Below are 19,962 nucleotides of genomic sequence, written 5' to 3' on the forward strand. Positions count from 1 at the left end.
AGTTAGGAATTACTTATCTTTTTCGTTCGTTTATCAAAAAGTTTAATCGCTTCTCTAACATTCTCATGCCGTTTTCCCCAGACTGATAATGTCTTAGTAATCCTTTTTTATCAAACAAATAATATGCTGGAACATATCGATTTTGAAAAGTTTTTGTAAGAATTAAATCATGGTCAAGGTATATAGGATTTGTTATTTTCAGTTGATTTGCAGATTCCCTTATTAAACGGACATCCACATCTTCCTCCGTTAGTGGCATATGAATACTAACTATTTTAAACTTATCATCGTATAAACTTCTCCATTTATTTAATGTCTCACTTGCACCCTTACATAAATTACAGCTAACCGACCAAAAATGGATAAGTAATGGGACCTCTCCTATAATCCGCTCTTTCTTAACATGTCCATTTAACCATTTCAGATTATCAGGAAATTCAGGTAACTCTGTTCTTAACTTCACTTATTTCTTCCCCCTTACTGTTTATCTCCACAACTATTGTATGCACATTTCCAAAAATTGACCGTTATTTGATTCAAATGTAGAGATCTAATCTTCATAATAATTTTTGAAAAAATCCACATAAGTTGTTAAAGTAAACTTAAAGTTGTGTTAAAATAAACTTTGTTTGAAAATAGGACTCATTTCACTTCCAGAGGAGCTTTAAAATATGCAAATAGGGAAGAAGATTAAACGATTGCGTCTAAAAAAAGGACTCACACAAGAAGAACTAGGAGAAAGAACGGATCTTAGTAAAGGATTTATTTCACAACTAGAACGGGATATCAATTCTCCATCTATTGAAACGCTTTTCTCGATTTTAAATGTACTGGGCTCTAAACCAAAAGACTTTTTTGATGACGAACAAACCCGTACAAAAGTCGTTTATGCTACAGAAGAACAAACAATTTACGAAGATGAAGAAAAGAATTATAAACTACGTTGGCTTATATCTGAATCCAATGAAAATGAAATGGAACCAGTTCATATTACGCTAGGTAGGAATGGTCAATTTAAGCAATTTGAACCTTCCCTTTCCGAAACGTTTATTTATGTTTTACAAGGAAGTGTCAAACTTACACTTGGGAAGCAACAATATACTGCTTCGACTGGGGAATCGATTTATTTTGATGCTTCTGATGAACATTTACTTGAGAATGAATCTGAGAGTGAATCGAAAGTTATTTATGTAGTCACAAACTCTTATTTATAAGAAAAACAGTTAGGTATTTTAACTAGATACATTCAATGTAAGAAATATTAACTTTCTTACCAATACAAATTTGGAGGGTAATTATGTCGGAGACACCTATCATTCGTTTTGAAAATGTTACAAAATCCTATGATGCAGAAACTACGGTATTAGATAGTATTAACTTGGAACTAGAGCGTGGAAAATTTTACACTTTACTTGGCCCATCAGGTTGTGGGAAAACTACTATTTTGAGATTAATCGCTGGTTTTATGCAGCCATCAAATGGGAACATTTATTTCAATGGAAAATTAATTAATAATGTTCCTGCAAATGAACGACAAGTAAATACAGTATTTCAAGACTATGCATTATTTCCACATTTGAATGTTTATGAAAATGTAGCATTTGGTCTTCGAATAAAAAAATTAGGAAAAAAAGAAATCGAGCAAAAAGTATTGGAAGCTCTAAAGTTTGTAAACTTATCTGGATATGAACATAGAGAAATAGAAGAAATGTCGGGTGGTCAAAGACAACGTGTTGCAATTGCTCGTGCAATCGTTAATGATCCTGAAATTATTTTACTGGACGAGCCTCTTTCCGCGTTAGACTTAAAACTTCGCTCTGAAATGCAATACGAACTTCGTGAATTACAACAACGCTTAGGTAAAACATTTATATTTGTTACACACGATCAGGAAGAAGCACTAGCAATGTCGGATGAAATTTTCGTATTAAATGAAGGTCATATTGAACAAAGCGGAACTCCAATGGACATTTATGATGAACCAATTAACCGATTTGTTGCAGATTTTATCGGAGAATCGAATATTGTCTCAGGGACGATGGTTGCAGACTTCCGTGTACTTATTGGTGGAAAGGAATTTGAATGTGTGGACAAAGGACTTAATCCAAACGAGAAAATAGATATTGTTATACGTCCTGAAGACTTAGAAATTACGAGTGTAGAAAAAGGAAAAATGAAAGTAAAAGTGGATACACAGTTATTTAGAGGAGTTCATTATGAGTTATCTACTTATGATGATGAAGGCAATGAGTGGTTAGTACACTCTACTAAAAAAGCAGAAGTTGGTGAGTTTATCGGACTTGACTTCGACCCTGAATCTATCCATGTTATGCGACTTAATGAGACAGAAGAAGAATTTGATAAACGTTTAGAATCTTACGGAGAAGACGCGTATGCAAACTAAAAATACAAAGACTCTTTATTTAATACCTTATTTTACATGGATTGTGTTATTTGTAATAGCACCAATTGGGCTAATCACTTATTACTCATTTTTTGATTTAAGTGGTAATTTTACATTCGATAATTATAGAAACTTTTTCTCTTCTGTATATTTAACTTTGACGCTGAGTTCATTCTGGTATGCATTCTTAATTACTTTATTTTCTTTAATAATTGCCTATCCAACAGCGTATTGGTTAACTAAAACAAAGCATAAACAATTATGGTTATTATTGATCATTATTCCTTCTTGGATTAACTTACTTTTAAAAACATATGCGTTTATCGGTATTTTTGGATTGTACGGACCTATTAATGCTTTTTTAAATGTATTTGGTATCGGAGAACAGCAAATATTATTTACTGATTTTAGTTTTATCTTTGTATCCGTTTATATTTTTATTCCATTTATGATTTTACCTATTTTTAATGCATTAGATAAGTTGAATCCTTCTTTAATTGATGCTAGTAGAGACTTAGGTGCTTCCAGTTGGACAACCTTCTCTAAAGTTATTTTTCCATTAACGGTTAATGGGGTGAAAGCAGGAATTCAAGCGGTATTTATCCCCTCCCTTTCGCTATTCATGATTACACGGTTAATAGCAGGGAACAAAGTAATTACTCTAGGAACTGCAATCGAACAACAATTTTTAGTAACACAAAACTGGGGAATGGGTTCAACCATTGCTGTATTCTTAATCATTTTCATGGTTATTATTATGATTATTACTGGTCAACGAGAAAAGGGGGCTACTTCTAATGGAAAAAACAAGTAAGTTATCGAAGTTTTACTTAGCCCTCGTTTTTATTGTTTTATATACACCAATTTTTTACTTGATCTTTTATTCGTTCAATAGTGGCGGCGGAATGAATAATTTTGAATCATTCACATGGGAGCATTATAGAGCAGTATTTTCTGATACTCGTCTCCTTATGATTCTCATCAATACTGTGATTGTTGCGCTACTATCAGCTCTGTTGTCTACGATAATTGGTGTATTTGGTTCGATTGGTATCGTATTTATGCGGAATAAATCCATTCGTAATTCCATTTTGTCATTAAATAACGTATTAATTGTTAGTCCAGATGTTATTATTGGTGCGTCTTTCTTAATCCTTTTTACAATGATTGGCGTTAAATTAGGATTTGCATCAGTACTAATTTCTCATATTGCATTTAGTATTCCGATTGTAGTGTTAATGGTTTTACCAAAACTACAAGAAATGAACAGTTCACTAATTGATGCTGCCGCAGACCTTGGTGCAACAAGAAGAGATATATTAACACGAGTGATTATTCCATTCATTAAACCAGGTATATTCGCTGGATTTTTCATGGCGTTAACTTATTCTCTAGATGATTTTGCAGTTACCTTTTTCGTAACAGGGAATGGTTTCAGTACCCTTTCTGTTGAAATCTACTCTATGGCACGTGCAGGAATTACTTTAACGATTAATGCATTATCTGGAATAATCTTTATCGTTACACTTATTCTAGTTGTTGGATATTACTTTATTAGTCAACGTGGTAAAAACCCTGTTGGAATGGGGGTTCGAAAATGAAAGAAATTGTTAGAGCGGTAATTGCAATTATTGTTGTTTGTATATTATTATTTGTCGCTAATGATTTTCTAAATAAGAGCTCTGGTAAAGCTGGTAGTGACACTGTAACCATCTTCAACTGGGGAGAATATATTGATCCTGACTTAATTGCTCAATTTGAGAAAGAATCCGGCTATAGGGTTGTCTATGAAACATTTGACTCTAACGAAGCAATGATGACGAAAATTGAGCAGGGCGGGACCTCTTATGACATTGCAGTTCCATCTGAATATGCGATTGAAAAAATGAAAGAAAATGATTTACTACTGCCGATTGATCACTCTAAGATTCCAAATTTTAAAAATATCGATCCATATTTTTTAGATTTATCATTTGATCCGAAAAATAAATACTCTATACCTTATTTTTGGGGAACAGTAGGAATTGTTTTCAATCCAAGTTTATTGGATGGACAAACTTTTGAAAGCTGGGAAACTCTATGGGATCCTTCTTTAAAAGGTCAAGTCTTATTAGTAGATAGTGCACGTGAAGTTATTGGGATGGGATTAAATAGCTTAGGCTATTCACTAAATTCAACTGACGAAAGTGAACTACAAGAAGCATCAGCAAAGCTAAAAATGCTTACTCCTAATGTGAAAGCAATTATCGGAGACGAGGTAACTCAGTTAATGATTAATGAAGAAGCCGCTGTAGCATTAACATGGTCAGGACAAGCTGCCGATATGATGTGGGAAAATGAAGAACTTGACTATGCTGTACCAGAAGAAGGTTCTAATTTATGGTTTGATAACATGGTTATTCCTAAAACTGCTGCCAATTTAGAAGGTGCACATGCTTTTATTAATTTTATGTTAGATGCGGAAGTTGCTGCTCAAAATGCAGATTATGTGGGCTATTCCACCCCTAATATTGCAGCAACAGAATTAATGGATGAAGAAGTTACTTCAGATGAACGCTTCTATCCTTCTGAAGAAATTCGGGATAATTTAGAAGTATATAATAATCTTGGCCTTAAAATGCTTGGCAAGTATAACGAGTTATTTTTAGAATTTAAAATGGGAACAAATTAATAAGAGCTATCCAATAAGTAAGAAAAAAGTAGAGTATGGGAATTGTTGAAGTTCCCACTCTACTTTTTTACTTTTTACTCCCCTTTCAATAGATTGTTTATAAGGAATAAAGGTTCGAGAGAGAAATCTCTATTTCGAAACGTAATTTTCCTCTTTAATTTGTGATAGAGATGAAGTTTGTTCATTGTCTTAATTTAGGTTAGTAATCTTTTGATCGCTCATAAAAAAATCGTCCTTTCTTAAATGGTTGTGTGATAACTTTCATTTTAAAGAAGTGACGTTTTTATTATTTTTTGTAAAGACTAAATTAAATCCTTGATATTTATAGTTTAGAGAAACATGCACGAGTCTCCTGCAAAAAAAAGCGCTGACAAGACCCACTATGAGGTATGGAGGACACTGAAAAAGTCCTTATAATCCAACTTTGCCACATGGGGTTGTGCTATAAACCAATTAATAAGAAAATCGTTGAAACAGCTCCCTTTCCGGAGGCCACTGAAAAACCAAAATTCAGAAAATAAAGTCACCACTTGAGAAGTATATTTGTATCAAAATTGGCATGACGTCCCCATAAACACCCTAAAAAGTGAAGGAATTATGGGATTTCGTTTTTATTTTTTGAAAAAAAGTGACTTTTTCAGTGGCCTCCCTTTCCGCGGGCGTTGCCTCAGCCTCCTCGCTGCGCTCCCGGGTCTTCGACTAACGCTATTCCCGCAGGAGTGTTCCCTTTTTCAACGATTTTATAGAAATAAAAAAGTAAAGTGTGGATTGTTGGATCCCCCTCTACTTTTTGAGTTTTTTCGTCGACGGAAAGCGAGTGTGCTTTTCCAAACTCAATTAGTCTTGATTCTATTAAAATCCTCTCTAGCTGATAGCGTTCATTTTATACGTTTTTGAAAATCATCGCATTACAATTCCTTACAATACATATAGGAAAAAGCTGCGAGACTCCTGCGGAAAAACGGAGCGTCCAAGACCCCGCACGAGCCAAGCGAGGAGAGGCTTGGCGGTTCGTCCGCGGAAAGCGAGTGGCTTTTTCCGGACCAATTAGTCTTGATACTATTTAATTTAATAAGAAAAAAGAATTATATGTTTTTGGACATCATCGCATTACAACTCTTTGATTCAATACGTAGAGGAAAAAGCTGCGAGACTCCTGCGGAAAAACGGAGTGGCAAGACCCCACACGAGCGTAGCGAGGACACTGTAAAAGTCCCTATAATCCAACTTTGCCACATGGGGTTGTGCTTTAAACCAATTAATAAGAAAATCGTTGAAATGGCTCCCTTTCCGCGGGCGTTGCCTCAGCCTCCTCGCTGCGCTCCGGGGTCTTCGACTAACGCTATTCCCGCAGGAGTGTCGCCTTTTCAATGATTTTCTGAAAATAAAAAAGTAGAGTGTGGATTATTGAGAATCCCCCTCTACATTTTATAGTTTTTGAGAAAACCCCATCTCCCTAAGGCTGTCTTTCAATTGAGTGAATCCATGAAAGAAACTTTATTCAATTTATTAGGGACGCGAAAGTTTTTATTCTTTCAAGAATGTGGTAGAATCTATAGACGCATAAGTTAAATGAAGAAAGCAGGAAAATTATGACGAAGAAATCAAAAAAAATTGCCCTTTACATATTAATGTTTAATATGTTTATTGCGATGGCTGGAATAGGTTTAGTTATTCCTGTTATGCCTCAATATTTAGCTACATTCGGGGTAGCTGGTCAAGCACTTGGATTTATCATAGCATCATTTGCTTTAGGGCAATTTGTATTCTCACCAATAGCTGGTGACTTATCCGATTCTTTAGGACGAAAGATTCTTATTGTAATTGGTTTAGTAGTGTTTTCTGGATCACAATTGTGGTTCGGTATGGCAACACACGAGTGGATGTTGTATGTTGCACGTTTTATTAGTGGTATTGGAGGAGCTTTTTTAATTCCAGCAACGATGGCATTTGTTGCAGATATCACGACATTAGAAGAACGCGGAAAAGGAATGGGTTTCCTTGGCGCATCGATGTCTCTTGGTTTTATGATTGGCCCTGCATTAGGTGGTTTTTTAGCGAAAGTTAGTCTAACCTTCCCTTTTTATATGGCTGCTTTAGTAGCAATTCTTTCCGCCGGTATCTCTTATATCATTTTGCCCGATGTTAAAAAAGAAAACACAGAAACAACTCAAGAAAAGAAAAAACGCGAGAATATGTTAGTCCAAATGAAAAATTCGGTTAAAACACCTTATTTTATGATGTTAATCATCATTTTTGTATTTTCATTTGGTATTGCAAATTTCCAAACTACTTTCTCTTTATACGTAGATCATAAATACAGTTATTCCCCACAAGATATTGCTGTTATTTTAACTGTCGGTGGTTTCATCGGTGTAATTGTTCAAACACTTGTAGTTGATAAACTGTTTAAACGTTATGGTGAAATTAAGGTTATTTTAGTAAATTTAGTGGTAGCTGCATTATCATTAAGCTTTTTCTTTCTAGTAGATGGCTTTTGGTTAGTTTTACTTGTTGCTACCATATTCTCTACAGCAACAACACTAATTCGTCCAGCCGTCAATACAGTTGTATCAAAACTAGCTGGAAATGAACAAGGGTTTGCTGCAGGTATGAACAATGCATATATGGCGTTAGGCAATATGGTAGGACCTGCCCTAGCAGGTGTATTTTTTGATATTAACATTAATTCTCCATTTATTATTGGATCAGTTATACTTTTAGTATCGTTCAGTATTACACTTGCTTGGGTCAAAAAGAGAAAACCTATAATTTAAGCACTGCAGAGATTTTTGATTCTAGATTGCCTCTATTTACTGTCCCAGTTTTGATGAAGATTGTCCATTTCGACATCTCGGTAATGGTATAGTAGAAATCCAGTCTAGAGCAATCCAAAAACGCACGTGTGTAAAGCTATACATTATTACTATAAAAAATAGCCGCTAGAGAGTTCAACAACTCTTCTAGCGGCTTTTCTATTTTATCTTTTCTTTTTCTCTTTAATAAGTTTTTCCATATTACTTGTAACAGTTGTATTTTTTACAGCTTCCTTATTACGATAATTTCTATTAAATGGTCCTAATAATAGTCTCAAACCAAATCTTCTAATCGTAATATCGATGAAAAATAATATTATTGCAACTAATATCAGAGTTTGCTGAATCGATTGTTTCTCCGAACTTTTCAAGTCAATAGGACGGAATACTTCCGAAGCTTCTGTAAGCATCTTCCCGCCTGTTCGATTAGTAATCATCTCTAGCTTACTAGTATTTGGCTTTTGCACTTTATATTCTTCACTATACGGAATGGATATACCCGCTTGATACACAGCATTCTGTTCATTGGAAACTCGGAAGAATACAAGACCTGGATCACTTTCAATCGTTACTCTTGATTTTCCGGGCGCAAGTGGTTCAGATGTAACTGGTAATTCTTCTCCTTTTTCATTTACGGCTGCCACTTCAATGAAAGACGATTTCCCAGAAGGATCAGTCACTGTATAACTGCCGTCACTAGCTTTTTGAATTGTAAAAGGTACTTCACTATAAGCAGGTAATAGGCGTGAGACAGCTGTATTCCAAAAATCTCCCCAATTATTCCACCTTGCGAAATCACCGCTCCACTCCCCAGTAGAATCAGAAGTAAAAGCAATGGTTCTTCCGAGCCCATACATCCATTCTGATAACACAGGATCTTCTTTTTCACTTTCCGCAATAACTGATGCAGTTTGTTTCGGCGTGGTTGCTATATAGGCGTTCATTTGCGGAACACCATCAGCAAATAAACTCGTCCATGCTGCATCCCCATAAATAATTGGATAGAAAGGATTATCCTCAATATAAGTACGAGAAATCATTGCAGTTTCTGTCGACATAATTGCAGGAATGGTGGATTCATCTTCGACGTCGTAAAATTTACCTCCACCCATTTCGGCTAAGCTTTCCAATAAGTTTCTATCAGCATCTTGACCAACAGCAACGGTTGAAATCGTTATTAAATCTTTTGCACCGTCCTCGATTAATGTTTGATAATCGTTGCTAGACGATGATTGTCCATCGGTTAATAAAATAACATGTTTTCGTTGAAGCTTTAACGGTGCTAGGCTTTCATAAGCGAGTGCGAGACTCGTATATATTTCCGTTCCTCCACCTACTCCAACAGATAAAATAGTATCCACTGCTTCCTCTTTATTTGTAAGAGGTGCTGGTTCAATTATTTCCCAAGGCCGATCATCAAAAGCTATAAATCCTAGTGTATCGCCATCTCGAAGCATTTCTACGGAACGAGCTGCTGCTTCTTTCGCATATTCAAACTTGGAACCACTCATACTTCCTGAACGGTCCATAACAATTACTAGACCAAGAGATGGTAGCTGATGTTTCCCTTTGATTTCCATTTCAACTGGTAATAATTTTTCAATAGGAGTTTTAAAATATCCTCCTAACCCAAAGCTATTTTTACCTCCAACCATCATAAAACCAACACCAAAATTTTTGACAGCTTGTTCGATGACAGTCATCTTTTGTTCTCCAACTGCATGGCCTGGTACATTATCAAAAATAATGGCATCGTATGCTAAGTAATTCGATAAATCAAAAGGAAGTGCAGTCGCGTCTATGACATCAGTTTGAATAGCCGCTTGGTCTATGACAGTAGGAATATTGGAGCTATTGCCTTCATGAGTCACTACTAATAATTTTGGAGAAGATTCCACATTTGTTACACTTGTTAGCTTATTATTCTCAATTAAGCCGTCTCCTGAAACTATCACCTGTACTTCATATTTTAATAGCCCTTCACCTGTAGAAGCATTTCGGAACGTAAAGCTGTTTGTTCCTTGTTCTAGTGTAATTTGTTCTCGAGATAATAATTGGTCATTTTGGTATAGAAGTAGTTCTCCCTTTGTATTAGCCGTTGCTTCCAATTTGACATTTAACTGTTGCTGCTCCCCTTCAAACGCAACAGGAGGTGTTTCAAACGATGTTATCGCAACATCTTCAGAGGCCACTCTTTCAAGTTGTACAACGTCAATTGTGACATTACCACCAGCAATTTTCACTAACTCATCAGCAACAGAGCCATTTGTTTCTAAACCATCTGTGAAAAGTACAATTCGTGTCGCTTTATTTGGTTCCACAATGCCTGTTGCGAGTTGTAATGCTCTTGCAATATCTGTATTACCAGGAGCTTTCATTGGTGTAAAAACCGGTAAATTTACTTCACCGGAAGTTAAAGCTACTTCCGATTGGAAATCTTCTGCAAAAGTATACACTCCTACTAGATGGGAATTCTTCCTTGAAGTTAAGCTTTTTTCAATCCATTCAGTTACTTTTTGATCGGTGCCTTGAACAGAAGCAGACCGGTCAACTAAAAAGAGAACTTGTTCTTCTTTAATTGGTAATAATAGATAAGGATTTGTTAATCCAAGGATTAAACAAAAAATAGCAAGAAGCCGAATGAAGAATACTACTTTTCCTTCTTTTCGGAAAATCTTGTTCTCTTTTTTCCAGGTCCAAATAAAGTAAACGAAAATTGGTACTAATAACAATAGCCAAAGTGGTTGGTCAACTCGTAAATCCACGTCGTCTTTGCACCTCCCACTCTATTACAAATAATAACAATAAAATAATTAATATATATGGGACAAACGAATGCTGATTGTAATTTTCCTTAGAATCTATTTGTTGTCCACTTAACGAATAGGAACTTCCTTTAGTTATCTCTTTTTCTTTTTGTGATACTGCAACTGCAAAGTTTTTTTCTACATCTTTCGAACGAATTACATAAAGTCCTGGTTTTTTCGGAGCAATAAAGGCACCACCGTTTTCAATTGAATACTCATAGGAATCGTCCATCGTGTAAATTTCCCATTCATTCGATGTACTTCCAAGAGATTGCGGCTTTCTTTCGTTTGGAGAAAAAGTGCCTAAATACGTATTGCTGGCAGAAAGCTGTTCTTTTACACTCCACATAAATAGAGGAAAAGAAGGGCTAAGCGGCCAATCGGTCATTTGAATATCCGAAAGCACGATAATGTCTCCAAGTGGAGACATTTGAATAAATGGGTCTTCTCCAACAGTTGCGATAGTTGAATAACCTTCTATTGGAGGATACACTCCATTAACATAAATATCGGATAAATTAGCAAATGAAAAAAGAGGGTGTTCAGTTGTTTGTACAGCCCCATTTACTTCTTTTGCAGATGCATCATTTCTACCAATAAATAAGGAAGGGCGTCCAATTTGGTCCACTAACCCAAATTGATTCGTTATGATAATGCCCTCTTCTTTTAAGAACCCTACTTGCTCAGCAGGAATGCTACTTACTTCTATATCCATCGATTGAAATGCCGTTCGAACTAGGGAATGCATAGAGCTATCTATAAACACTTTCGATAATTGATCTTGCATAAAGACAGTCATAGAATTATCTAATGCATATTGATCTTTTGAGCTAATAGATGCTTTCAAATAGGTTGATTCCAAAAGTTCATCGAAAGATAATATAACCGTCTCATTTGGAGGAATTGTCACTTGTTCTTTCACCAGATTTTCCTTTTCATTCGATAAAATTAGTTCTGTTACTTGTTCTTTATTGGATTGATTATCTAGTTGAATTAATGCAGAAATACCACTATTCGTTTTCGTTGCACCAAACCGTTTAATAGACATATTTTCTACCTCCGCCGTTAATCCTTCTACATTCCAGCTAACATTTTCATATTGTAGAGGCAACGACTTTCGATCTAATTGATCGGTAAAAATATAAACAGATGTAGCTTTGTTTTGAAAAAATGATTGAGCAAAATCTAATGACTTTGACATATTCTCATCTTCGTAACTTACTTCAAGTCTATCTATCTCACTTTTAATTTGATTGAGATTTGTTTCTCCACGAAGAATAACTGTTGGTTGATTTCCTGTAGTAATGAGCGTTAATGGCTTACCTGATAATTGTTCTACAAGATTTAACATCTCTTTTTTATGTTGGTCAAAAAGCGAGGAATCATTTGTTCTTACTTCCATTGTTGCAGAGGTATCTACGATAAATACAATTTGCTCCCCTACTAGCGCTTTCGTTTTCCAAAACGGTTGAAGTAGAGCCAAAACGAGTAAAATCATCGCTAACATTTGCAAATAGAACAATGCGTTACGTTGTAAATGTTGCAAATAAGGGGATGCCTTTGTTTCTTTCATTACTTCTTGCCAAAAAAGGGTAGAAGAAACAGGCTGTTTTGCGTACATTTTCCGGAAGAAATAATAAAGCAAAACAGCTATTGGAAAAATTGCTGTCCATAAAAATAGTAATTGATTAAAACCCAAGTATTCTCACCTCATTGCACCCAGTTTGCACGTAAAAGCTGATGAAATAGTACATGTGAAATACCATCTTCTGCATTTACTTGAAGAAGCCTAACACCGAACTTGCTACATAATAATTCAAGACCATTCTGATGTAATTTTCTCTCATGCTCATATGTTTCAATTACACGGGAAGACATGGATACATTTAATTGATGTGAAGTTTCCACGTCTACTACTTGCACATCTCCTGTATAAGTTGGGGTTAGCTCATCACTCGTTACTACTTGTAAAATACGAATATCTCCAGCAAACTTAGGTAGTTTTTGAAGCAATCTCTCCCAAGATTCAAGGCTTTCCAAACAATCCGAAATAACAAATAAAACAGTACTATCCTTTGGTAAAAAGGAAATTGCATTATCGGAGAATGATTGTGTCATAACGGGATCTTTTAAATCAGAAATAGTTTGTGTAAAAGCTTTTCTATACGTTGCACCCTTACGTCTAAAGGGGGGGGTCTTTTCATCCGTAACAGCAGAAAAAGACAATCGATCATCACGTTGCAAAACGAGGATTCCAAGTGACACAGCAAGTTGTTTCGCAAATGTCCACTTCAATGCATCCCCCATTGATTTTGTAGAATCAAGGATTATATGTACTCGCATTTCCTGTTCATCTAGAAATCGTTTAATAAAATACTTATCTGTTCTTGCATATACATTCCAATCTATTTGACGAACATCATCTCCTGGGCTATACTCTCTGAAATCTGAAAAATCTAGAGATGCTCCAAACCTTTGAGAACGATGCGATCCTTTATGTTGTCCACGTAATTTCGATTTAGTTGAAATGGAAAATCGACTTAGTTTACCTGCCCAATCCTTCGGAACTAACTTATCTGTACTCATACCGTTTGCCCTTGTTTTATCGTTTGTAATATAACATCAACAAGTTCGTCTGCTGTTTTACCTTCTGCTTCCCCTTCGTAATTAAGTAATAAACGATGTCTTAACACAGGTTTAGCAACCGACTTAATATCTGCAATTGACACATGATAGCGGCCGGCAACTAATGCACGTGCTTTTGCAAGTTTTATAAGACTTTGTAAACCACGTGGACCACTACCATACTGGACATATTGTGCTATTTCAGGAATGACTGCAGCTTCAGGATGAGTAGCTGCGATTATATCTACTGCGTACTCCAACATATCATCTGCGATTAAAACTTCCTTCACCATTTGTTGTGCATGCACGATTTCTCTAGCATTCATTATTTTATTTAACTCAATAGACTGTCCACCAGTTGTTCTTTTTGTTATTTCCATAAGCTCCTCTTTTGATGGATAGGAAACGAGAATTTTACAAAGGAAGCGGTCCATCTGTGCTTCTGGTAGAGGATACGTACCTTCCATTTCAATTGGGTTTTGTGTGGCAAGTACGAAGAAAGGTTTATCCATTTGCTTCGTTTCACCAAGAACTGTAACTGTTTTTTCTCCCATCGCTTCTAAAAGAGCACTTTGTGTCTTTGGTGTTGCACGGTTTATTTCATCCGCTAAAACCATTTGACTAAAAATAGGTCCTTTTTGAAAGGTGAATTGCTGTTTTCCGTTCTCTAAACGTTCAATCATACTTGTTCCTGTAATATCGGATGGCATTAAATCAGGTGTAAACTGAATTCGTGAGAAAGACAAATCAAGCACTTCTGATATAGTTCGTATTAACATCGTCTTACCTAATCCAGGTAATCCTTCTAAAAGTGCATGACCATCAGCAAGAACACAATATATCGAAAACTCTACTGCTTCTTTTTGGCCAACGATGAATTGACCAATTTCCGTTCGAACTTCTTCTAATCGTTTACTTATATTTTTATAATCCTCTGTTGTAAAAGTCATAAGCTCCTCCATTATTCACTGTTTTCAACTGATGAGAAATAATCTTGAACGATCCGCTGTAAGTCTGATGGTAGCTGCATTCGTTCAGAGCTTTTTATATACGACTCTGAATACTCGTTAACAACTTCCTCATATGGTTTTGATGAACCTCGAGTCACTGGCACTTCACCCGTTTGCTCTCCTGCAGCTTGCCCTTCTCCTAGTTTTCCACCATCAACGGTTGTATCTCCTAAACCACCGATTCTTGTTGGAATAGAAAGAAGGTCTCTACCTCCAGAACCAGTTCCCGCTCCAGAACCTTTGCCCTGACCTTGACCCTGCCCTTGACCTTGCCCTTGCCCTTGCCCTTGACCCTGGCCTTGACCTTGACCCTGACCCTGCCCTTGCCCTTGACCTTGACCTTGGCCTTGACCTTGACCCTTGCCTTGACCATTTTGTCCGTTCTGCTTACTTTCACCTGATCCTTCTTGTTCACCATTTCCTGTTCCTTGGCTACTTGAATTATTTTTTTTATTATCGTTTGAGTCCGAATCTCCTTTAGCAATTTCGCTCGGAGTAAATGGGAAGGATTTACCCATTTTACTTAAAGCGGTTTGGGATGAAGAAGCACTCTTTGCTAAAGAATTATTTACATCCTCCAAAGAAGCTAATTCTTTTTGTTCCTCCGAACTAAGTGATGATTCTGTAGATCCTTCTTGTTCCGAAAGTTCTTTCTTTTTTTCCAACTTTTGTTCCTTTAATGCTAATTCTTTTTGCTTTTTCACTACTTCTCGCAATACTTCTTCCGCTGTTTCAACTTCTTTTAGCTTTTCTTTTAGTTCCTTCAATTCTTTCTTGACGGACTCAGCTAGTTCCTTTTTCTCTAACTTCTCAATTTCTTTTTTCATTTCATTTACTACTTGATCCTCTTTTTCTATATCCTTTGCTTCTAATTGAGTTGCTGCTGGAAACGCATATAAAACAAGCACAGCAGCTAAAGCAAGAACAAATCCAAGAATCCATTTACGTTGAAAATATTGTTTATCTCGTTGTTTAAATTTTTCAAACGCTTCTTTACTGCCAAGTTCCGCCTTTTCTACCAATTCTTTTATAAGTGCTGACTTTTCATAAAGAAACGATATAGCAGTTATTAATAAATTATCGTAAAAGAAAGAATCTAATTTTTGAAGTGCTTCTTCTTTTGAAGGTCTTTTCCAAAATGCGTACAGAAATACAGCTATAAAAACAGTACCCCCGACTATAATTGCAGTACGAATATAGTAGGGAAATACAAATAAGCGAGAAACAAATAGAATAGCCGCAGCTGAAGTAAATCCGTAAAACAATGCCGCTTGAAGCATTCTTACATAATGTTCGACAGCAAGTCTACGTCTAGCTTTTTGGACAAAACGTATTAGCTTATGTTGGCTATTCATTTGAAGATCCTCCTCATTTCGTACGCTTCATATTAACGCGTAATTTTTTCACAGCTATAAAAATAGAAATAATCGTAATGCATACATAAAAAATTGTATATCCTGCCCAAATTGGAAAGTCCACTTTTGTTGATTCTGTAATAAAATTATCTGATCCGGGAGTAATAAGTGTAAGTATCAGTACAACCGGATTAATACTAGCAAAAAAGTGACCAATCGGTGATGAAGAGATTGTTCCTGTTGCCATACTATTCATTCCTGTTATTACTAAGTAAATAAAACCAGTAACAGCTGCCAGGAAAATCATTGTACCGTATGTTGCAATCATCGCAACAATTGTTTTACGAATAATTGTTGAAAACATAATGCCTATTCCACCAACTGCAAGCATTGTTAGAAAGAAAAATAAGAAAATAATTCCTAACTGTCCTGGAGATACTCCACCAAAAAGGAAAACTAAACTATAAATTGGTAGCCCTGCTACTAATAATAAGAGAAGAAAAGCAATCGATGATGTTAACTTCCCAATAATAATTTGAAACGAAGTCTGAGAAGTTGTTAATAATATATTTAACGTTTGCTTCTCTCGTTCTGTACTTATTGCACCTGCTGTTAATCCTGGTGTAATGAAAAGAATGAGCCCTAGTTGAATATAAGTCAGCATGGTGAACATAAAAAAGCTCTCTTCCGGACGGAAGTAACCTGTACCTGTAAATGAGGTAGTTAGCATTATAAAGCCAAATACAAATATAGACATTGCAATTAAATAAAAGAGAATTCCTGTGAAACTTTTTAAGGAACGAAAGCGTAGTTTTATTTCTTTAATTAATACAGGATTAGAAAAGGCTTGTTTCATCTTATTTCGCCCCTTTCGTAATTTCCATGAAGACATCCTCAAGATCTGTTTCAGTTTCAGCAAAGGAAATGATTCGAAGCTGATTATCTAGTGCTTTCTTCAGCAAATCAATTTGATCTTCTTCTGAACCGCGATAATTAAAGGTAATACTATTTTTCTCTATATGAATTTCTACTTTTGAAACAAATGGGTCTTCTTCGAAAAACATGGATGCATTCTCAAGCAGTCCTTTTATTTTTACAGTTATATATCTTTCACCAGCAAGCTGAGCTTGAATGTCTGCAACTGAACCATGTGCAATTAGTTTACCACCATCGATTACACCGATTTCATCACACATCTCTGCAAGTTCAGGTAATATATGTGAAGAAATTAAAATGGTTTTCCCCATGCCTTTTAATTGTTTTAAAATATCTCTCATTTCAATACGAGCACGTGGATCTAGACCAGAAGCTGGCTCATCCAATATTAATACTTTCGGATCATGTATTAGAGAACGTGCTAAACATAAACGCTGCTTCATTCCTCTAGAGAGTAAATCTACGTATTCGTATCTTTTATGAGATAAATTAACAAGTTCCAGCAACTGCGGAATTAATATTTCTCTTTCTGCTTCTGAAATACCATAACTCGCACCGTAAAAATCCAAATATTCATTCGCTTTTAATTGATCGTAAACTCCGAAAAAATCAGGCATATAGCCAATTTGCTTGCGCACTTCATGTGCTTCTGTTTTTACGCTCTTTCCATTCACAAAAGCATCGCCTGAAGTAGGTTGAAGGAGTGTAGCTAATATAGAAAATGTAGTTGATTTTCCTGCTCCATTTGCCCCTACAAATCCGAATACCGTTCCTTCATTTAAAGTGAGATTTAAATCATTTAAAGCATAAAAGGAGCCGTATTTTTTTGTTAATCCCTTGATCTCAATCATTTCGAAATCTCTCCTTTCAGACGAACTTCTGGAAGTCTACTATATGCATCACCTTGAATCGATTTTTTATGCAGTTTATAATGTACTATCCCTTCACTATCAATGTAATTTTGGATATTATCTGTTATAGTAAATCGACTTTCATCAATCTCTTCAAAACCTTTTGTAGCAGTATTCCAAATTTCAATTGTTTGAGAGTTTCTATCGGTATTTGCAATTTGTAATTGCGTCCAACTTACTTTATTCAAAGGAATTGTATCTGGAACTTTCCAAAATACATTATATTCTCCATCGTCTAAATACCATTCTAAATTGCTGTTTTGAACGGGTTCCATGTACTTGCCATATTCATTTGTATTTACATTTACCGTGAACGTAGTTGCTGGGAGTACAAATTCCCCTGCAAAAATAGTTTCCGCTTTAAATGGTTGAATGATTAAATGAAGAGCAGACATTTCCACTTTTTTATTTTTTAATTCAATAGGAATAACATTGTCCTCTGCAAATGCTGTAATTGCTGGGCTAGTACCTATCTGACTAAGCATTTGACTAGATGAATATAAAGATTGCTTTCTTTGAGTGATTAAATCGTCTGGATTAGAAATGTTAGTTCCAAAGTTTGTATTCATATACGGATTGGTAGGAGGTGTTAACATGACAGTTCCTAGATCCTTGTTTACCTCTATTTGTTCCCCAGGTTGTAAATCACCTAATTGAATAAGCTTGCTTCCTGACCATATAGACACTTCTTTTAATGCAAATGGGAAATTATTTTTAACTGTTCCGATAATTTTACTTGCTTCTACGCGAAGGTCTACATCAAAATTTCCTACATTTTGAAGCTGCGTTTCCCCAAAGAACGAAGATACAGACCAATAACCTACATCCCTAAATGTTAAATCACTGTTTGTCGCATGTTTCTCTAAAATAGTTTCCTCATGTACATTAGGAGTTTGGCCAGTGAATGAATTCATTTCTCTTTTGGCAACCATTGTTGTAGAGGATGGTGCTGTAAATGAAAATTCTCCACTTTTATTACTTAACAAGGATTCCGCATAATAACCATTCAAACTTTTATCTTCATTGACATATAAAAAAGAAGATTGTTGAACTTGTGGTCGTGCGATACGATCTCTTGCTCCATAGCCAAAAATAGCCGCTGAAGCAATAACTGCAGTAAGTGGAATAATTCCCCATGCGTATTCTCTTTTGTCTTTTCTCTTCAATAAAATATATAATAGCGGTCCTACTAAAATCATATAAACGACAACTATACCTATCATTAAAGGTGTCGATACTTTAAATGAGCTAAACAAAGAATTTGAATTTCCAATTTCATAAACTAGCTGATCTTTACTATTGTACCCATACATATTCGAAGCATTTTGAAATTTAACTGATTGTAAAATAGTAGACATTAAATCGCTATATACAGGGTCTTTTGCTAACGGTTCATCTCCAAGTGAAAATGTTGTTTGAATAATTGATCCACTACCTAACTGACTCTTTGCAGCAAGTATAGTTCCATTTAGATTAAGAAGCGAAGTAGCTCCTTCATTAAGGGTCGAATTATAAATCGTTAAATCATTCGACAACAAATTATTTGAAGTGAAAGCGCTCACTTTTTCAGCTGATAAAGTCTTTGTATCTGTTTTTAGTGCTAAGGGTAAATAATTTCCAAGCTTACCTAATTCAGCTGTAACATTATCAGATGCACCAACGACAATTACACCACCCGAACTTACATAATCAATCAATGCTTGCTGTTGCTGCTCTAGTAAATCAGCAAGTACAAATTCATCGATTATTATATAGTTTGCCATTTTCCAAGCTACTGGGTCTGTAGGTAGTGTGAAATTACTCAATTGTGCGACATGAACGACTTCACCATTTCGTTGATTCGATGATTTTATTTGACTTAATACTTTTAAGCGATCTGCACTATTTGTTAAAGTGAAGTAAAAATTGGAAGCTGGATCTGAAAAACTAGCTCTCAAATTTTTTGTTCCTTTAAAATCAATGGACTTACCTTTTTCCCATCCACCTTCATAAAAGTGGATTAATTGAACATTTGACCCTTGATACATATAATCTTCAGTCAGCCCCGATGCAGCAACTTGTATTGTTTTTGATTCCCCTGCACCGATTTCAAATGGTATTGCTTGTGCATTTCCTAAATTATATGATTCAAGAATGTCTAGTACAATATCACCTGAAAAAGCATCACCTTTATTTTCCACTGTAATAGTGATAGGCAATCCTTCCCCATATTTCGCTTTACCGTTAAAACCTGCCGTCGCTTTTACTTGCAGATTAGGTGCGGCTAAGGCATCCATTGCTGGTATTAAAGTAAAATATATAAATAGTGCTGAAATAACCAACGCAAACTTTCGGATAAGCATATATTGTCCCCCTTTATCTTTATATCTATTAGTACGTTAATTTCAATTGGAAGTTCCTTTCATTGTAAATTAACAAGAATTACTC

The 19,962-nt window shown here is 35.5% G+C and carries 15 protein-coding genes; 6 read left to right on the plus strand and 9 right to left on the minus strand.

Annotated elements, in window-relative coordinates; genetic code table 11:
• Positions 1–13 precede the first annotated feature (13 nt).
• Complete coding sequence (locus FG384_RS08290) at positions 14–463, minus strand: thioredoxin domain-containing protein (protein WP_142642131.1); 450 nt, start codon at positions 461–463, stop codon at positions 14–16.
• Between the two features lie 208 nt (positions 464–671).
• Between FG384_RS08290 and FG384_RS08295 the strand changes: the two genes are divergently transcribed.
• From FG384_RS08295 to FG384_RS08320, 6 genes are all read left to right on the plus strand, one after another.
• Positions 672–1,214 carry a helix-turn-helix domain-containing protein gene (locus FG384_RS08295; protein WP_142642132.1) on the plus strand — a complete coding sequence of 181 codons (543 nt, stop codon included), beginning with the start codon at positions 672–674 and terminating at the stop codon, positions 1,212–1,214.
• An 83-nt stretch (positions 1,215–1,297) separates the two neighbouring features.
• A complete protein-coding gene (locus FG384_RS08300; RefSeq protein WP_142642133.1) occupies positions 1,298–2,404 on the plus strand; it encodes an ABC transporter ATP-binding protein in 1,107 nt (368 codons plus the stop codon).
• On the plus strand, positions 2,394–3,218 hold the full coding sequence (locus FG384_RS08305; protein WP_142642134.1) for an ABC transporter permease: 825 nt from the start codon (positions 2,394–2,396) through the stop codon (positions 3,216–3,218). Before FG384_RS08300 ends, FG384_RS08305 begins: the two co-directional genes overlap by 11 nt.
• Entirely contained in the window at positions 3,202–4,005 is an 804-nt protein-coding gene (locus FG384_RS08310; protein ID WP_142642135.1) for an ABC transporter permease, read from the plus strand. The genes FG384_RS08305 and FG384_RS08310 overlap by 17 nt, the downstream gene beginning before the upstream one ends.
• A complete protein-coding gene (locus FG384_RS08315) occupies positions 4,002–5,075 on the plus strand; it encodes an ABC transporter substrate-binding protein (protein ID WP_142642136.1) in 1,074 nt (357 codons plus the stop codon). Before FG384_RS08310 ends, FG384_RS08315 begins: the two co-directional genes overlap by 4 nt.
• A gap of 1,592 nt (positions 5,076–6,667) precedes the next feature.
• On the plus strand, positions 6,668–7,852 hold the full coding sequence (locus tag FG384_RS08320) for an MFS transporter (RefSeq protein ID WP_142642137.1): 1,185 nt from the start codon (positions 6,668–6,670) through the stop codon (positions 7,850–7,852).
• Between the two features lie 203 nt (positions 7,853–8,055).
• On the opposite strand, the gene FG384_RS08325 is transcribed toward FG384_RS08320, so the two are convergent.
• Genes FG384_RS08325 through FG384_RS08360 form a run of 8 tightly spaced genes read right to left on the minus strand, consistent with a single transcriptional unit; the run spans position 8,056 to position 19,877 of the window.
• On the minus strand, positions 8,056–10,656 hold the full coding sequence (locus tag FG384_RS08325) for a VWA domain-containing protein (protein ID WP_142642138.1): 2,601 nt from the start codon (positions 10,654–10,656) through the stop codon (positions 8,056–8,058).
• Positions 10,640–12,397, minus strand: a complete 1,758-nt coding sequence (locus FG384_RS08330; protein WP_142642139.1) for a vWA domain-containing protein — start codon at positions 12,395–12,397, stop codon at positions 10,640–10,642. The genes FG384_RS08325 and FG384_RS08330 overlap by 17 nt, the downstream gene beginning before the upstream one ends.
• An 11-nt stretch (positions 12,398–12,408) precedes the next feature.
• Complete coding sequence (locus FG384_RS08335; RefSeq protein WP_142642140.1) at positions 12,409–13,284, minus strand: DUF58 domain-containing protein; 876 nt, start codon at positions 13,282–13,284, stop codon at positions 12,409–12,411.
• The gene (locus FG384_RS08340) at positions 13,281–14,273 is read right to left on the minus strand and encodes an AAA family ATPase (protein ID WP_142642141.1); all 993 of its coding nucleotides are present in this window, start codon (positions 14,271–14,273) and stop codon (positions 13,281–13,283) included. Before FG384_RS08340 ends, FG384_RS08335 begins: the two co-directional genes overlap by 4 nt.
• Positions 14,274–14,284: 11 nt before the next feature.
• The gene (locus FG384_RS08345; RefSeq protein ID WP_142642142.1) at positions 14,285–15,688 is read right to left on the minus strand and encodes a hypothetical protein; all 1,404 of its coding nucleotides are present in this window, start codon (positions 15,686–15,688) and stop codon (positions 14,285–14,287) included.
• A 13-nt stretch (positions 15,689–15,701) separates the two neighbouring features.
• The gene (locus FG384_RS08350; RefSeq protein WP_142642143.1) at positions 15,702–16,544 is read right to left on the minus strand and encodes an ABC transporter permease; all 843 of its coding nucleotides are present in this window, start codon (positions 16,542–16,544) and stop codon (positions 15,702–15,704) included.
• A 1-nt stretch (position 16,545) separates the two neighbouring features.
• Positions 16,546–17,475 (minus strand): ABC transporter ATP-binding protein, encoded by a 930-nt coding sequence (locus FG384_RS08355; RefSeq protein WP_142642144.1) that lies wholly within the window; start codon positions 17,473–17,475, stop codon positions 16,546–16,548.
• The gene (locus FG384_RS08360; protein WP_142642145.1) at positions 17,472–19,877 is read right to left on the minus strand and encodes a hypothetical protein; all 2,406 of its coding nucleotides are present in this window, start codon (positions 19,875–19,877) and stop codon (positions 17,472–17,474) included. The genes FG384_RS08355 and FG384_RS08360 overlap by 4 nt, the downstream gene beginning before the upstream one ends.
• Positions 19,878–19,962: the final 85 nt, after the last annotated feature.

Origin of the sequence: Psychrobacillus vulpis, assembly GCF_006861825.1 — a bacterium.
GTDB classification, from domain to species: Bacteria; Bacillota; Bacilli; order Bacillales_A; family Planococcaceae; genus Psychrobacillus; species Psychrobacillus vulpis.

Coding starts and splice junctions, on each gene's coding strand:
- FG384_RS08295 (WP_142642132.1), top strand. CDS start 672: ATGCAAATAGGGAAGAAGATTAAACGATTGCGTCTAAAAAAAGGACTC.
- FG384_RS08300 (WP_142642133.1), top strand. CDS start 1,298: ATGTCGGAGACACCTATCATTCGTTTTGAAAATGTTACAAAATCCTAT.
- FG384_RS08305 (WP_142642134.1), top strand. CDS start 2,394: ATGCAAACTAAAAATACAAAGACTCTTTATTTAATACCTTATTTTACA.
- FG384_RS08310 (WP_142642135.1), top strand. CDS start 3,202: ATGGAAAAAACAAGTAAGTTATCGAAGTTTTACTTAGCCCTCGTTTTT.
- FG384_RS08315 (WP_142642136.1), top strand. CDS start 4,002: ATGAAAGAAATTGTTAGAGCGGTAATTGCAATTATTGTTGTTTGTATA.
- FG384_RS08320 (WP_142642137.1), top strand. CDS start 6,668: ATGACGAAGAAATCAAAAAAAATTGCCCTTTACATATTAATGTTTAAT.
- FG384_RS08335 (WP_142642140.1), bottom strand. CDS start 13,284: ATGAGTACAGATAAGTTAGTTCCGAAGGATTGGGCAGGTAAACTAAGT.
- FG384_RS08340 (WP_142642141.1), bottom strand. CDS start 14,273: ATGACTTTTACAACAGAGGATTATAAAAATATAAGTAAACGATTAGAA.
- FG384_RS08345 (WP_142642142.1), bottom strand. CDS start 15,688: ATGAATAGCCAACATAAGCTAATACGTTTTGTCCAAAAAGCTAGACGT.
- FG384_RS08350 (WP_142642143.1), bottom strand. CDS start 16,544: ATGAAACAAGCCTTTTCTAATCCTGTATTAATTAAAGAAATAAAACTA.
- FG384_RS08355 (WP_142642144.1), bottom strand. CDS start 17,475: ATGATTGAGATCAAGGGATTAACAAAAAAATACGGCTCCTTTTATGCT.
- FG384_RS08360 (WP_142642145.1), bottom strand. CDS start 19,877: ATGCTTATCCGAAAGTTTGCGTTGGTTATTTCAGCACTATTTATATAT.